Below are 15,378 nucleotides of genomic sequence, written 5' to 3'. Positions count from 1 at the left end.
GCTCCTCTCAAATTTCATGCAAAAAAAACCCGCCAGTTTGAGGGTGATCTAAGAAGAACATAGCCTTGGCGGGTGTTGTTACATCAAGTATAGCGTCAAACCTGGGAGGAAATGAAGTCAGTAGGCTGATTTGTAATATTAGTGACAATTTTGCGGTGCAGTCCTCAGCTAGCATCCCAAGCGCTACTCGCCCTGTTGAAGGTGCTGTGTGGCGTTTTGGCCGTGCAGAAGTTTGTTGAAAACAGGGTAGATATGCTCAATTGAAAGGCGCATGTAGATGACTTCCTGGTCCCCAAAGAGCACTTGTCAGATCTCATGATGGTTCATTCCCAGTCCGTGTGCAAAACTCCGCCACATTGTGTAGCCAGGGTTGTTGTGACCAGTGCTTCTGAGCAAGGCGTGTGATCTGATCCTGGTAGGTCAGAGAGAGTCCGATGCTGTCCAGGTTTTCAAGAAACATCTTGCGATGGCGTGGCATCAGTTCAAAGCAAGCCTGAACATGTGAGCTATGCAGTGTCTGTGCAGCGATGTCTATCTTGATCGAGAGGCCATTTGCATCGTCCGACTCATCCATCAATTGCTCTACCTGGTCTGGTGGCAGAGTCACCAGCAGAAGTTGATTGTTCATCGCATTGCCATGAAAGATCTCGGCAAAACTGGTAGCGATCACTGCATGTATGCCGTACTGCTGCAAACCCCACACTGCATGTTCCCGGCTCGACCCGCAGCCAAAATTGGAGCCGCCAATCAGGATCGACGTGTTGGCATGTACAGTCTAGTTCAATACGAAATCCGGCCTTGCCTGACCGAGGGCGTCGAAGCGAAGATCATGCAGTAGACCCTGTTCCAGCCCTGACTTGTCGATGCCGCGCAGGAACTGCTTGGGCATGATTTGATCCGTGTCCAGGTTCACTATACGCAGGGCAGCGGCATGCCCCTCGATGTGGGTATGCGTGTTCATGGCAGGATATCCAGTTGACGACTATCGGTCAGGTACCCAGTGACGGCAGCGGCAGCGGCCATCGCCGGACTCAGAAGGTGGGTGATTGCGCCTCTACCCTGGCGGCCCTCAAAATTTCGATTGGTGGTTGAAGCGCAGCGTACGCCAGCTTCGAGCACTTCGTCGTTCATCGCCAGACACATCGAACAGCCGGCATTACGCCACTCGAACCCCGCCTGGATGAATACCTGATCAAGCCCTTCGGCCTCCACCGCCAGCTTCACGGCTCCTGATCCGGGCACCACCATGTCACGGACACCATCAGCCACATGACGGCCACGGGCTATGCTGGCAGCGGCACGCAGGTCTTCGATCCGGCCGTTGGTACAAGAGCCGATAAAAACGTGTTGTATGGGGATGCCTTCGATGGGTGATCCGGCGGCCAGTCCGGTGTAATGCAAGGCACGCTTGGCGCTGCTGCGCACCGGGCCGTCCGGAAGCTCGCTGAGTGCCGGAATGCGTCCATCGATAGGCGCACCGATCGGGACTGGTGCCCCAGGTGACCTGGGGCGCAACGTCGCCGGCATCGAAGCGATGTTCAACATCAAACAGGGCATCCGCATCGGAGTACAACTCACGCCACTGTGCCAGTGCCGCCTCTCCATGGTTATCGATGATGTCCGGTGCACGTGACAAGACGTAATCAAAGACTTTCTGATCGGGTGCCACCAGCGCACCGCGAGCGCCCGCCTCAAGCGTCATGTTGCACAGTGTGAATCGTGCTTCAATTGACAGGGTCTCAATCGCGCTGCCGCAGTATTCGACTGCAAACCCGCAGGCACCTTGTGCACCAATGCGACCGATGACTGCAAGCACCAGGTCCTTGGCAGTCGTCCCCGGCGGTAGTGTGCCGTCTATACAAATTCGCATGTTGCTGGCGACACGGTAAACCAGCGTCTGTGTGGCCACTACATGCTCGATACCCTGCAAGGGATCATTGGTGTCGAACAACGGGATGCCAAAATGCTCGCAGTTCTTTTTCAGGTTACGTGCCTGCAGGGCCGAGGTGGGGTCTGCGATGATGCGTGTAGGCACCGGATGCGTGGGTATGATGTGGCTGACAACTGCCACATTCTGTTCTGGCATGGAGACCCCGCGACCTTGTTCGTAGAGGCCTGCAAATGGCATCGAATAATGGCGAGATCGTGCTGCAGTGGGCCTTGCACGGACGCGGGATCCTGCTGCGCTCCATGTGGGATGTTGGCCCCATGCTGAAAGAGAAAACGCTGGTCAGAGTGCTCGATGCCTACAGCCAGAATGCCGACGTCTGGGCTGTCTATTCGACACGCTCTGCCAATCTTGCGAAGCTTCGTGTCTGCCTGGACTTTCTCGAACAACACTTCAGTGAACTTGACGCCAGCGCGTGACTATTCAGCTCTTATTGAACGCCCCAGCCATGAGTTGTTGTTCGCTTCGGCTAAAAACCTCGTGCTCATTGCGAATGCCGTTTCTGTTCGCCCAGAAGTTTTATGTCCTGCAGCTTCCGGCCAAGTTCATCGTCATTGGCCACCTGTGCGAAATCTTCCACCAGTCCCAAAACGCTGAGCACAGCGACATAGTGGCCGATAGAAACAGTGGGATCTCCCTGTTCTATCTTGCGAATGGTCAACCTGCCTAGTCCGGTCCGCTCAGAGATCAGGGTTTGTGTATAAGCGCGGCGTTTACAGGCCAGCCTGATATTCTCTCCCAGCTGTTCCAGAATTTTCCGATTTTTGGGAAAGACCACCGGACTACGTTTGGCAGCAACCTTTTTGGTCATTACAGTTACCAATATTGAACATTATGGTAACTGTAGTGACCATTAGTGTAGCTGTAAAGCTGATGAGACCTGCGCTTGCCCGAATCTTTGGAACTACCGAAACATGATCTTCAATGTTGCCCGGGAGACTTCCTGAACGACTCCCGGGCAAGTCAGCTTTAGCTCGAAGTTAGCCGCCCTTGGACAGTCTGCGACGGTTTGCACTGACGCGTGACAGGTAGGGAGACGAGATTCGTTTTTCAGCCTGCTCTTGGGCTCGTCCTATGCCGCCATCCTTGTCGCCGTTCAAAAGACCTTGCCAGACATCGAACGAGAACATCATGGGTGCAATTATCATCTGTTGGATAGACTCCTGCATGGCATCTTCTTTTTCAGAGAACATCTTCTTGGTCTCCTTTTCAGCCTTGGCAGGATCAAGCACCCACATCATGGGAAGCATCGCCAATCGCATGGCCATGACGCTGGCCACATCGGATACAAATTTTTCTGATTTATTATTATTCACGTAAGAATTTCCTGTAGCCAATATCGGCAATGTGATTATCTTCAGCAAGCCCTATGTTCAGGCGCTTGTCTTTGCTTTGGAAGCAGTCTTCTTCGCGCTGTTGGAAGCCTTGGCAGCACCACTCTTCGCATTGTCAGCCGCTTTATCAGTCGCTTTCTTGGCGTTGTCAGTTGCATCGTCAGCTGCTTTTTTTGCATTGTCAGTCGCATCGTTGGCAGCCTTCTTCGCATTGCTACTGGCATCTTCAACAGCCTCTTCGGTACGATCGGCAGCGTCATTCATTGCCTCTTTTGTCTGCGAGATGGCGCTATCAGTAAGTCGCTTTGTCTGATCGGTTGCATCGTTGGCTACTTCGCGAACTTGTTCGGCAGCCTCATTGGTCGTTTCCCGAGTACGATCAGACAACGTGCTGACCAACTCTGCATACTCTGATGCGCGGCTATTCATCAGTTCGCCAAAGGCACTGAATTCCTGCATGCGCGAAGAGAAGATCTCTTGTGGGTTGTTACCACTGATTGGAAGCTGCACTTGCTTGACGGAAAAATCGAGGAAGTCTCCCATGACCGCGTAGTTCTTGCGAACGAGCTGTTCTATCGCATCAGCAGCCAGGCCGCCGAAGATTCGCATTGGCTGGACTGACTTGGACTGTAATTCGGAAAATTGATTGATCTGCTTTTTGGCTGATTGTTGTGCTGAACTCATGGCTTTAGCTCCGTTACTTGCTTTGGCTGAATTTTTGTTGGCTGACTGTTGTGTTGAACTCATTGCTTTAGCTCCATTGTTTCAAATTCAGGTGGATATTCTGTTGCAGTGCTTTTCAATATCCACGATCGGTAATTCTTGTAAAAAATTGTCGTAAACATCCTTGCCGCTAGTGATAACTGGTTCACATCCTAACGCCAGATACTGACCGCTGCATTGCGATGCAAAATATTCTCAGGGAGTGGGTACAAGCACTGATCAGCATGATGAATGAGCCTTTGCATGATGCTTGGCAGCAAGGCCAGGTGTTACATTCGATCAGGAATCGGCTTGTTCATCGTGAAAAGCCTCAGGGTGAACATGCCGTAAGCGGATGAACAAAATATGAAAAACAACGTAGAAATCTACCAATCTGAAGAAGGTAGAGTCAGTGTCAGAGTGCTCCATGAGCTGGACACCGTGTGGTTGACTCAACGACAAATGGGAGAGTTGTTTGCAACTACTCCGGAAAATGTGTTGATGCACATGAAAAATATCTACAAAGAACAAGAGCTTGAGGAACGGGCAACTGCTAAGAAATTCTTGGTAGTTCAAACTGAAGGCAAGCGTCAGGTGGAAAGGAATCTGCAGCACTACAACCTGGATGCCATTCTTTCGGTCGGTTATCGGGTCAACAGCAAGCAAAGCGTGCAGTTTCGACAGTGGGCGACCAACACTCTGCGTGAGCACTTGTTAAAAGGCTATTCTGTCGATCAACATCATTTCGAGCAAAATGCGGCAGTGTTACGCCAGGCCCTTGTTCTGATCGAGAAAACTGCACGTGCACCTGAGTTGAAGGCTGAGGCAGGCAGCGGTCTTGTCAGTATCGTCAGCCGCTATACCCGGACATTCTCGTGGTTACAACAGTACGATGAGGGCCTGCTTGAAGAGCCTGAGGGTCAGGCAGGAGGTAAGCTTCCCAGTCCACGTGATGCCATGGAAAGATTGGTCGAACTGTGGAGCCTTCCTGTTTGTGGATTTTTTGCACCGAAACGCTCGCCTGCTCAACGAGCGTGACGAACCTGTAATCAATGACACAGGGCTGGCAGCGCTAACGCTATTGATCGCCGAGTCAGATCCTCAACAGAAAGAGGTGATTATTCGGCTGGTGATGACGATGCTGGCTTAGCGCGCCTCCATTTCGTAGCGTGTGCCGGCCTCAATTGATCGAAAATCGAAAGTCCGCTATCACCGGGTAATGGTCGGTCGGCCACTCGCCGTCGAACTTCTGTCGAAGAACCACAGGCTCGCCGACTGCTTGTAGGCCCTCTGTGTGCGCGATATGATCGATGGCGCCCATGAGGTTGATACCGTGATTCATATGGTAGGTGGTACCGCGTACCGGCAGGAAGTTCAGCCCGATCTGCTCCAGTGTCTCGAGCGGCTGCATACCGTGCCAGGCATTCAAGTCGCCTGCAAGCAGGACGTGTTCTCCCGCCTCGATGAGCGGTGCGGTTCGTTCAGCCACCAGCGCGGCGGACTTGGTGCGATTGGAGAAGCTCTTGAACTCGAAGTGCATATTCACGACAGTGAAAGCATTGCCGCTCTCAAGATCCTCGAAACGTGCCCAGGATGCGAACGCCGGGTAGGAGCCGTTGTAGGTAGGTGAGTAGATGATATCCGGGGTATCCGAGAAGAAGTACCACCCTTGCTGTAATAACTTCAGACGGCTTTTCCGGTAGAAGATCGGTTGGGTGGATGGGAACTCGCGCCAGTCACCGACAGCTGCGGCCGCATAGCCCGGGTTCTTCTCCAGCAGCCAGTCCAGCGTCAGATTGACACCGCCATCACTGCCTCTGGAAAAGCTTTCCATCTCCTGAAAAGAGACGATATCCGCGTCCAGTGCACCGAAGGCGGTATTCAGTGGCCCCTTTCTGCGTTCCCAGTCACCCACAGACCAGGCGCCGGTCTCTTTGCCAAGCACAATGTAGTGAACGTTGTAGGTGGCAATCCGTAGAGTATCGGGGATACGGTTCGGTAGCGTGGTTGGACTGGAACCGCACCCGGTGGCACCCAATCCAACCAGCAATAGGATTGCCGCTGTAAATATCCGACGCATGGTTTCAGGTTTTGGACTCATCGTGAAAGCGACATCCTACCTGCAATAACGAGGCAGGGCGTTTCACAGTGTTTCAACTCCCAAGTGCAGCGGAATTGGTAATACTAAAGCCCAACGGCACCCAACTTGTAAGCCAACACATAATCCCCGGCCGCTGTCCCGATCGACCCATGACCACCGGCCACCAGAACCACCATCTGCTCACCTTGGCTATTCAGGTAAGTCATCGGTGTGGCCTGACCGCCAGCCGGGATACGCTGCTCCCACAGTTGCTCGCCATCAGTCACACGATAGGCGCGAAAGTAGTCGTCGACGCTGGCTGCCAGAAAGGCGACACCGCCTCGGGTGATGATGGGGCCACCGATACCGGGTACGCCCATTTCCACTTTCAGGGGAAGCGGGGTCATATCTTCAATGGTGCCGTTCTTGTGTTTCCAGTGAATCTTGCCAGTACGCAAGTCAGCGCCTGCAACGTAGCCCCAAGGTGGCTGCTGACAAGGAATGCCCAGCGGCGACAGGAAGGGGCTGAGTGCCACGGCGTAGTCGGCACCGGCGTTCTCGTTCAGGCCTTGTTCACCCTGGTTGGTTTCTCCACTGGGTGATTTGTCGTCCTGCTTGGCTACCAGTTTTGAGGTGAAAGCCAGGTACAAAGGCATACCGAACATGACTTGACGTTCGGGGTCCACCGCAACGCCGCCCCAGTTGAAAACACCGAAATTGCCGGGATACACCAGCGTGCCTTGTTCGGAAGGAGGGGTGTAGCGCCCTTCGTATCGCAGTGACTGGAATTGAATACGGCACATCATCTGGTCCAGTAGGGTGGCACCCCACATGTCTTTGGACTGTAGTGGCTCTGGGGTGAAACTAAGTCCAGAAACCGGTTGTGTGGGGGATGTCCAATCACCTTCTACCGTACCTTGCGGAGCAGGCACTTCGGTAATGGGTAGCAGTGGCTCACCGGTTTCCCGGTTCAGAACGTAGACGTCACCTTGCTTGGTTGGCACAACCAGTCCTGGCTGCAGACCTTCTTCAGTTTCAATATCCACCAGGCTCGGTTGCGCTGGGGTATCCATGTCCCACAAGTCATGATGAACAAACTGCTGCACCCATTGCGCTTCACCTGTCTCTAAACTCAATGCCACTACGGAGCTTGCGTATTTCTCTTCCGCTGGCGTGCGATACATGCCCAGCTGGTCCGGGGTGCGATTACCCATGGGGAAGTAGATCAGTCCAAGCTCTTCATCTGCACTGGCGACCGACCAGCTATTGGGTGAACTGGTGGCGTAGGTATCGCCCTCGGCAATCGGTGCGGTGTCATCAGGGTTCGCTGAATCCCAATTCCAGCGCAACTCCCCCGTTCGGGCGTCATAGGCGCGAATCACGCCAGAGGGGGCATTGATGTCGTAGTTGTCGTTTACGGCTCCTGCAACCACTATCAGGTCCTGTGTCACCACGGGAGGCGAGGTTGCGTAGTAGTAGCCTGCTTGTTCAAAAGGCATGTTGTGCATCAGGTCGAGCACACCGTCTTCAGCGAAGTTGCTGCAGCGTGCACCGCTCACTGGATCAACCGCAATCAGGCGTGCATCTGAGGTCGGCATATACAGTTGAGCGTCGCAACGCATGGCTGCCAGAGTCCGGGCAGGCTTTGAAGAAAGTGGCTCGGCAGTGTCTGTGTCTGGTTCACCTTCTGCTGGCAGATAGGAGACGCCGCGACAGGTCTGGTGCTGACGTTGACTCTCTGCTGGTACCTGAGCGTCATAAACCCATTGCTCTTCACCGGTATCAGCATCCAGGGCGATCAGCCAGTTGTGAGGTGTACACAGGAACAGGCGGTTGCCGATTTTCAGTGGCGTTGCCTCGTAGGTGGTCTCGGTCACATCGTCCGGTGTTTTCAGATCCCCAGTCTGGTATTCCCAAGCCGGCTGCAACTGGGCAACATTGTCAGGCGTTATCTGTTCCAGTGGCGAATAGCGCTGACCATAATTGCTGCGACCATAACTTGACCAATCATTGTTATCGCCAGTCTCACCGAGTTGAGGGTTGGTTACCACGGACTCGTTCGTCAGTTCACCCTCAATACGATGAGCATCATTGAAGAGACTGCCGAGCAGCAAGGCGCCGGTTAACGCCCAGATGCACCGCAGAGCAATGGCCGGTTTTCGGCTCGCCTCTCTGGCAGGCCATAGCAAGGGTATCGCCAGCAACATCAGCAAGCCCAGACGAGTCGCCAATGGCCACCAGTCATAGCCGCTCTCCCAGATTGCCCAGGCTGCAGTGGCTGCCAGCAGCAGCGCATACACCAGTTGCGCCTTGCCCCGCCTTGAGCGAATCAGCAAGGCGACAACTATCAAGGCCGCACCAGCCATCGCGTAGTAGAGGCTGCCCCCGAGAACAGCTAGCCATATCCCCCCAGCCAGTAATGATAATCCGAGGATCACGAACAGGAGTAGGAGGATAATCATGGGATCGCCACCGCTTTTGTAACTGGAAGAATCCACGCGCAAGCACAACACGGCCATGCAGGTGGAACGACGTTCTGCAAGTTGCTTGTTCGAACACGCCGGGAAAGTGCGTTCGTTTATTTACAGTGAGCAGGCTACGCTTCCCAGTTTTGAAGGAGATCTCCTTGTAAGTTTTGACCACAGTTTGCAAGGCGCGATGACAGCTTCCTGCAGCTTGTGCTTTTTGGAAGTCTGCTCTCTGTTGGCAGTACTTCATGAAAAATAACGGGGGCCGCGATGTCTGTTTCTTGTGATAGTATTGTTATGTTACAACATATCATTATTAGGATGGATTGATTCAGATCATGTTCCCAAAACTGCTCATTGCCCTGGCCATTGGCATTACAACGACCACGCTGCACGCCGCCGATGCACGTACCGATATTCGCATCGCAACGCCTTGGGAGATATCCGGATCTGATCCTGCCACTGACGGATTCATCTTCCTGAGAATGGGGGTCATGGAAACGCTGGTCAGTACTGATGCGAACGGTACGCTTCAACCCGGGCTGGCCTTGAGTTGGCAAGCGGCTGAGGATGGATTGAGCTGGCGATTCACGTTGCGAAAAGCCACATTTCATGACGGGTCTGTGCTGAGCAGTGGCGATGTCGCCGAGGCGCTAACCCGTGCTGCAGATAACCCCGGTCCACTGAATGATGCGCCGATCAGTCAGATCAGTGCCGATGGGGATGATGTGATCGTGACACTCGATTCACCTTATGGCATCTTGCCCGCTGTGTTGACGCATTCCTCTACGGTCATACCCGCATCAACTTCTGCGGATGAAACCGGTGAATCGCTTAACCTTATAGGCACCGGCCCCTTCAAGGTCGACTCCCTGTCTGTTCCACAATCGATGACCACCTCGCGATACGAGGACTACTGGGGGGAGCCTGCGAAACTCTCCGGTGCCAGCTACCTGGCCGTGAAACGCGCTGAAACAAGGGCCTTGATGGCGGAGAGTGGGGACGCTGATATGGTTCACACACTCGATCCATCAGGGTACAGGCGCCTTGGCGATGTTGATAGTGTACAAGTACAATCGGTCGCCATTCCCAGAGTCATGCTGCTGAAGATGAATGCTGCGCATCCGCTACTGGACACGCCGACGGCTCGCCGGGCATTGAGTCTGGCCATCGACAGGGAGGGCATTGCAGCGGGTATCATGCGCGCACCAGAGTCGGCTGCCACTCAGCTTTTCCCCCCGGCACTGCAGCAGTGGTATGACAAGACATTGCCAGCCTTGCAGTATAGTCCGGAGAAAGCAAGCGAGATGCTAGCCAGCCTTGGCTGGACGCCAGGAGAGGATGGCATTCTTGTGCGTGAGGGTGAACGCTTCAGCCTGACACTTCGAACCTTTCCCGATAGGCCGGAACTGCCGCTGGTAGGCGCGGCATTACAGGATCAATGGCGCCAGATCGGGATTGAGCTGGAGGTTAGCGTGTCGAACTTTTCAGAGATACCCGCAGGTCATCAGGATGGCACTCTCGCGGTGGCTTTGTATGCGCGTAACTATGCATCCACCGTCGATCCAACCGGTGCGGTGCAATCAGATTTTGGCGTTGGAGGTGGTGACTGGGGCGCGATGAACTGGCAGGCACCTGAAGTTGCAGAGGCTGTCAGCACCATTGCAGCCTCCGCCGAATCAAAGGAGCGCCATGAACTGATCCGACAGGTCATCACGCAGATACATGAAGATCTTCCGGTTGCGCCCGTGGTCTGGTACCAGCACACCGTCGCCACTGCCAAGGGGCTGCAGGGTGTCGTGGTAGACCCATTGGAACGCACTTATGGACTCCAGGCCCTGAGCTGGTCGGAGTAGGCTGGTGTCCGCAATACTGCAGATGAGCAGCGCCCGTCTGGTTCAGGCATTGCTGGTGGTCCTGGTCATCGGTCTTGCCAGTTTTGCCATGATGCAGGCCTTGCCGGGTGATTCTGCGTACCGGATTGCCGCTGGGCGCTATGGCTACGATGTCATGGATGCCCAGGTTGCTGAAGCCGTCAGGCTGGAATTGGGGCTGGACCAGCCGGTTCTCCAGCAAATGGGTCGTTGGCTGACACAATTGGCGACGCTGGATCTGGGCCGTTCTCTGGTCAGTGGTCAGCCGGTCTGGCAGGAAATTTCAGGGCAGCTGGGTGCATCCTTGCTGTTGGCCTGTAGCGCCATTGTGATGTCGTTGCTGATCGCCATACCGGTCGGTGTTCTATCGGGTCTGAATCCGGGAGGCAAGATGGATCGCTTGTCGATGGCTTTGTCTGTCTCGGTGCGATCCATTCCGGCCTTTGCTCTGGCTGTGGTTCTGATGTTGTTGCTGGCGGTTCAATTCAAGCTGCTGCCGGTGGCGGGCTACGGTGAGATCAGGCATCTGGTACTACCCTCGCTGGCATTGGCTCTGAGTCTGGCCGCGGTCTCCAACCGCGTATTGAGAGATATCGTGGTTGAGGCTGTGGCCAGCCCATGGTTTCAGTTCTCCAGAACCAAGGGGCTTTCACAAGCCGCCACTGTGCGGCGTCACGTGGCGAGAAATGTGGCAGCACCACTGGTGGCCTACGTCGGTGTGCAATTGGCATTACTGATAGAAGGGGTTGTTATTATCGAGTCGGTGTTTTCCTGGCCGGGGATTGGTCATGCACTGGTGCATGCGATTTTCGAGCGAGATGTGCCCATGGTGCAAGGCGCCGCCTTGACGCTCGGGCTGTTGTTCGTTGCCCTGAACTTCGGCGTCGATCTGTTGTGCAAGCTGATCGATCCTCGCGACAGAGTGGCCGCATCATGATGTCCCTATCTCGTCTCATCGGTGTCACTTTACTGTTGATCATGCTTATCCTGGCATTGGCGGGCCCAGATGTGTTTGGCCTGGACCCTGCCAGGCAGTCGCTAAGAAACATTCTGTCTCCACCAGATTCTCATTATCTGTTGGGAACCGATCACCTGGGTCGGGATATGGTTGCCCGACTGCTGGCAGGCGCACAATTATCACTCTCTCTGGCTGTGCTGGCCGTACTCACTGCCGCTTTGCCGGGTGTGGCACTGGGTGTCCTGGCCGCCTGGCGAGGTGGCTGGGTGGAGCATATTGCCAATGCACTATCAAGTTCCATTCTTGCATTACCAGGATTGTTGCTGGTCTTGATGATGGCCGCTATTGCGCCGGGCAGCTGGTGGGCCTTGTATGTGGGGATAGCGCTGACACTGTGGGTGGAGTTCTTTCGCTACAGCCGGCAGCGATCAAGAACCTTGCTGGCCAGTCCTGCGGTAGAGGCGGCCAAGCTGCTTGGCTTCGGGCCTGTGCATATCATCAAACGTCACCTGCTGCCCGACTTGTTGCCCGGGCTGCTGACCCTGGCAGCGTTCGGTATTGCCAGTAGCGTAACGGCCATGGCGGCGCTGGGTTTCGTCAGTGTCGGCGTGCGACCACCCACCGCTGAGTGGGGAGTCATGATGACAGAACTACTGCCTTATTGGCGCGAAACTCCCTGGCTCATATTGCAACCCGTTGCCTGCCTTGTTCTCACCGTCCTGGCCGTCCACCTGGCCACCGGCCAGTCAAAAAGATCTTTGTCTCATGCTAATCGTTGAATCCTTGGTCGTCAGTCATGGCAAGCAGGCTCTGATTGGGCCGGTATCCTTTAGCGTGGAAGCAGGTAATGCGCTGGTGATCATGGGAGAAACCGGTGCTGGCAAGAGTCTGATTGCTCAGGCAATCATGGGAGCATTGCCCGCCTCACTCAAAGCCTGTGGCAAGATCTGGCTCAATGGTTCTCGAATAGACACACTGTCACCCTCAGTTCGACAGCAACTATGGGGACACTCATTAGCCATGTTGCCGCAAGAGCCCTGGCGCTCACTCGATCCTCTCATGCGCTCATACCAGCAAGTTCATGAATCACACCGGCTGGTCGCAGGCTTGAGTAAGGCTGAATCTCAGCGATGTACACAATCCAATTTTCATGATCTTGAGCTGACAGGGGCAGAGTTCAAGCGCCCCGATCAGCTGTCAGGAGGAATGGGGCAGCGTGTCTCGTTCGCGGCAGCGTTAGCCGGTGGCGCACCGGTACTGTTGGCGGACGAGCCCACCAAGGGGTTGGATACGGACAGAACCGGTACCGTCGTTAGTCTGCTCAACGAGGTCCCGGGCAAGGGAGGCGTACTGATAGTCATTACTCACGACGCGATGGTGGCCAACCGTATCGGTGGCAATCTGCTGGTATTGAAAGGCGGTGACATCGTAGAGGCTGGAGCAACTCACACCGTATTGCAGGCACCCAAGCACAGTTATACAAAGTCCCTGATAGAAGCTGATCCCTCGTACTGGGAGAAGACGCCCTCGGATACCAGTGGGCAGTTTGTGATGCGAACCGAAGGCCTTGTCGTCGGCCGACACAAGGCGGTCATGACACAGCCCATAGACTTGTCTATCACTGCGGGCAAACGCATTGCCATCACAGGCCCCAGTGGCGTGGGCAAGTCCACGTTTCTGGACACTCTGGCAGGCTTGATAGAGCCTGTATCGGGCAAGGTGATCAAGGATGGTGCACTGGGCAGGACAGATGTTCAGAAAGTGTACCAGGACCCTCCGGCAGCGTTTGCAGCCAATGTCACTCTGCAAAAAAGCCTGAAAGATGTCGCTAAACTCCACGGCGTCAAATGGCAGGTCATCGAGGACTTTCTGGAACGACTCGGGGTCAGTACCACTTTGCTTGATCGCAAACCGGATGCGGTGTCCGGCGGTGAGCTTCAGCGTATTGCCATAGCAAGAGCCCTGAGCGTGAAGCCAAGGATTTTGCTGGCCGACGAGCCGACCTCAAGACTCGACCCTGTCACCCAGAAGCAGACCATGCGGCTACTTGCCGAGGTGACGGCGATGAGCAAGACGGCCGTGGTGCTGGTCACGCACGATCGTACCATTGCCGAAAAGTGGACCAGTGAGACCTTGGCACTGACTTTATGATGCGCTACCTTCAGTAAAGGCTCTGATCGTGTCCGCCTGGCCCCGGATCGGTACCTCCCCGACAAGACGCAGGGGGATGACATCACCCGCAAGTCTGGCGGTATTGTCGGAGATCAGCAGGCGGGTTCCGAATTCCTTGTTGAGCATTTCCAGTCTGGCCGCAAGGTTCACAGAGTTGCCGTACACCGTGTAGCTCAGGCGTCCGGCAGCACCCACTGCACCGGCGACGACAGGGCCTGTGTCAATGCCTATGCGAATACGCAGTGAATGATCGGCGAAGGTCTGAGTATCGATGCAATTGAGCATTTGTGATGCGGCCAGCAGGGCGTTTCTGGCATGCTCATCATTGCTGATGGGAACATTGAAGGTGGCAAGAATGGCATCACCATGAAACTGAGTCACGACACCTTGATGACGCTCCAGAATGTCCACCATAGCCGAAAAATAGGCGTTCAGGATGGCAACCACCCTGGTTGATCCCTGGGACTCGGTCAATCGAGTAAAGCCCTCGATATCGGAGTACAGAAGTGTGGCAACCGAATTTTCGGTCTTCAGTGAACCGCCATCGGACAACAGATTTCTGGCAACCTCTTCGGGTATAAACTGTCCGAGCGTCTGGCGAATCAGGGTACGCTCACGTAGGTCAACAACCATTTGATTGAAGGAGCGCGCAGCATCATCCAGTTCCCGCATATGGCTGGACTGCAAGAGTGGCACATCTTCCAGTTTGTTGGCTTCCACCAGGCGTGCGGCCTGGGCAATGGCTGTGACGGGGCGCGTTATATATCGTCCAAGAAAGAATGCGCCGACGACGGCTGCCAGCAGCACAGCAAGCCCGCCCAGTAGACTGCGCATCAGTCGGTCCCCCTCGGCACCGCCATACGTTTCCGTATTCAGGTAGGCGCCAATGATCCAGGGCTCCTCGCCATACTTTTGAATATATCGATAGAGGAATATGAAGAACCTTTTTTGTTCCTTGATGAAAACGCCAGAGGTGTGAAGCTGCTCGTCACTGGACAGGAAAAACAGCTCCTCTTCATCCGGTGTCCAGATGCGTTTCAATACCTCATCATCCAGCTCGTCAAGGCGAGTCAATGGTGAATCGGCAATATCATGCCCGGTCCTCTCTTTGGTCAGAGAGGGGTGGGCCAGCACATGATCAGTACCGTAGAGGATGAACGGTGTCATGCCTTCGCGCGGCGCCAAATCGATCATATGGCGTGAGAGTTCTTCGACGGGTACGATCTGCGCCAGCATGACCAGTAGCTGGCCGTCATCGGCGTGGATAGGGAGCTCGTGCAGAAGAATCGTCTTGCTGATGGTGTCTGTGAAGAAGGGCTCTATCCATGAGGAATCACGTCTTTGTCTACCCGTATCTATCCATTTTCTGATGCCCGGGCGATTCGACCAGTCCGCGGCGATGGATTTTCCATCAGCGCGCTGCCAGCGCTGACTTTGTGCATCCGGGGTAACAAGCGCCACGCCCGCTACCTGAGGAGTGGCAGCCAGAGTACCCAGCATGAATGGGTCAAAGCTGGCAAGCTCGGTGAGTTGGCCGGCATTTGCATTGATATGTGCAGCAATCCAGTTTGCCTGTTGCTGGATGGGGCTCAGCCACAGATCGATCTCGCGTTCCATGGCATTGATCAGAGTCTGGGCCTGATCGCTCATCAGCAAGCGCGTGTTCTGCGTGGCGCTGACCAGACCAAGCCAGAACACAATGCCAACAGCCACGGCTACCAGTGTGGTAACACCAAATACAGTGACAAGGCGTATGGGGATGCGGAATGTCATGATCAAGTACATGGCCAGGTTATAGGCGCAGCAGCAATCGCCAGGCAGACCAACATTGGCCGATCTACA

At 54.8% G+C, this 15,378-nt stretch carries 14 protein-coding genes and 1 pseudogene; 6 read left to right on the top strand and 9 right to left on the bottom strand.

The features are described from left to right. Positions 1–313: 313 nt before the first annotated feature. The 3 genes and pseudogenes from IMCC3135_RS35290 to IMCC3135_RS35085 all read right to left on the bottom strand — a co-directional run bounded on the left by IMCC3135_RS35290 (position 314) and on the right by IMCC3135_RS35085 (position 1,870). On the bottom strand, positions 314–754 hold the full coding sequence (locus tag IMCC3135_RS35290; RefSeq protein ID WP_205738187.1) for a 3-isopropylmalate dehydratase small subunit: 441 nt from the start codon (positions 752–754) through the stop codon (positions 314–316). Positions 755–775: 21 nt separating this feature from the next. Continuing rightward, the gene (locus IMCC3135_RS34835; RefSeq protein ID WP_205737760.1) at positions 776–961 is read right to left on the bottom strand and encodes a 3-isopropylmalate dehydratase small subunit; all 186 of its coding nucleotides are present in this window, start codon (positions 959–961) and stop codon (positions 776–778) included. Further along, positions 958–1,870, bottom strand: a pseudogene (locus IMCC3135_RS35085) (aconitase family protein). The gene IMCC3135_RS34835 and the pseudogene IMCC3135_RS35085 overlap by 4 nt, the downstream one beginning before the upstream one ends. Positions 1,871–2,121: 251 nt before the next feature. On the opposite strand from IMCC3135_RS35085, the gene IMCC3135_RS28150 reads away from it, so the two are divergent. Further along, on the top strand, positions 2,122–2,367 hold the full coding sequence (locus IMCC3135_RS28150) for a LysR substrate-binding domain-containing protein (protein ID WP_088922128.1): 246 nt from the start codon (positions 2,122–2,124) through the stop codon (positions 2,365–2,367). Between the two features lie 65 nt (positions 2,368–2,432). On the opposite strand, the gene IMCC3135_RS28145 is transcribed toward IMCC3135_RS28150, so the two are convergent. The 3 genes from IMCC3135_RS28145 to IMCC3135_RS28135 form a co-directional block, all read right to left on the bottom strand. Next, positions 2,433–2,759 (bottom strand): helix-turn-helix domain-containing protein, encoded by a 327-nt coding sequence (locus IMCC3135_RS28145; RefSeq protein WP_088920616.1) that lies wholly within the window; start codon positions 2,757–2,759, stop codon positions 2,433–2,435. Positions 2,760–2,928: 169 nt separating this feature from the next. Further along, entirely contained in the window at positions 2,929–3,264 is a 336-nt protein-coding gene (locus IMCC3135_RS28140; RefSeq protein ID WP_157736323.1) for a hypothetical protein, read from the bottom strand. Between the two features lie 57 nt (positions 3,265–3,321). Beyond that, positions 3,322–3,966: a phasin family protein gene (locus IMCC3135_RS28135; RefSeq protein WP_157736322.1), complete on the bottom strand. Its 645-nt coding sequence runs from the start codon at positions 3,964–3,966 to the stop codon at positions 3,322–3,324. Between the two features lie 384 nt (positions 3,967–4,350). Between IMCC3135_RS28135 and IMCC3135_RS28130 the strand changes: the two genes are divergently transcribed. Beyond that, complete coding sequence (locus IMCC3135_RS28130) at positions 4,351–5,022, top strand: virulence RhuM family protein (protein ID WP_418251410.1); 672 nt, start codon at positions 4,351–4,353, stop codon at positions 5,020–5,022. A 142-nt stretch (positions 5,023–5,164) separates the two neighbouring features. Here IMCC3135_RS28130 and IMCC3135_RS28125 read toward each other — a convergent pair whose 3' ends face one another. Together IMCC3135_RS28125 and IMCC3135_RS28120 are read right to left on the bottom strand one after the other, a co-directional pair. Then, entirely contained in the window at positions 5,165–6,085 is a 921-nt protein-coding gene (locus IMCC3135_RS28125; RefSeq protein WP_205737757.1) for an endonuclease/exonuclease/phosphatase family protein, read from the bottom strand. Positions 6,086–6,168: 83 nt separating this feature from the next. Beyond that, positions 6,169–8,526, bottom strand: a complete 2,358-nt coding sequence (locus IMCC3135_RS28120; RefSeq protein WP_088922126.1) for a membrane-bound PQQ-dependent dehydrogenase, glucose/quinate/shikimate family — start codon at positions 8,524–8,526, stop codon at positions 6,169–6,171. Positions 8,527–8,870: 344 nt separating this feature from the next. Here IMCC3135_RS28120 and IMCC3135_RS28110 point away from each other — a divergent pair, with 344 nt between their 5' ends. Genes IMCC3135_RS28110 through IMCC3135_RS28095 form a run of 4 tightly spaced genes read left to right on the top strand, consistent with a single transcriptional unit; the run spans position 8,871 to position 13,515 of the window. After that, entirely contained in the window at positions 8,871–10,388 is a 1,518-nt protein-coding gene (locus IMCC3135_RS28110; protein WP_205737756.1) for an ABC transporter substrate-binding protein, read from the top strand. Positions 10,389–10,392: 4 nt separating this feature from the next. Then, positions 10,393–11,343, top strand: a complete 951-nt coding sequence (locus tag IMCC3135_RS28105; protein WP_205737755.1) for an ABC transporter permease — start codon at positions 10,393–10,395, stop codon at positions 11,341–11,343. Further along, positions 11,340–12,143, top strand: coding sequence for an ABC transporter permease (locus IMCC3135_RS28100; protein WP_205737754.1), 804 nt, complete (start codon positions 11,340–11,342; stop codon positions 12,141–12,143). Before IMCC3135_RS28105 ends, IMCC3135_RS28100 begins: the two co-directional genes overlap by 4 nt. After that, positions 12,130–13,515, top strand: a complete 1,386-nt coding sequence (locus IMCC3135_RS28095; protein WP_088920612.1) for an ABC transporter ATP-binding protein — start codon at positions 12,130–12,132, stop codon at positions 13,513–13,515. Before IMCC3135_RS28100 ends, IMCC3135_RS28095 begins: the two co-directional genes overlap by 14 nt. Here IMCC3135_RS28095 and IMCC3135_RS28090 read toward each other — a convergent pair. Next, positions 13,510–15,309 carry an adenylate/guanylate cyclase domain-containing protein gene (locus IMCC3135_RS28090; protein ID WP_169727538.1) on the bottom strand — a complete coding sequence of 600 codons (1,800 nt, stop codon included), beginning with the start codon at positions 15,307–15,309 and terminating at the stop codon, positions 13,510–13,512. The genes IMCC3135_RS28095 and IMCC3135_RS28090 overlap by 6 nt on opposite strands. Between the last annotated feature and the right edge of the window lie 69 nt (positions 15,310–15,378).

The organism is Granulosicoccus antarcticus IMCC3135 (assembly GCF_002215215.1).
Taxonomy (GTDB): Bacteria; Pseudomonadota; Gammaproteobacteria; order Granulosicoccales; family Granulosicoccaceae; genus Granulosicoccus; species Granulosicoccus antarcticus.
Note: the sequence above shows the minus strand (reverse complement) of the source record. Positions and strands in the feature narration are given on the sequence as shown.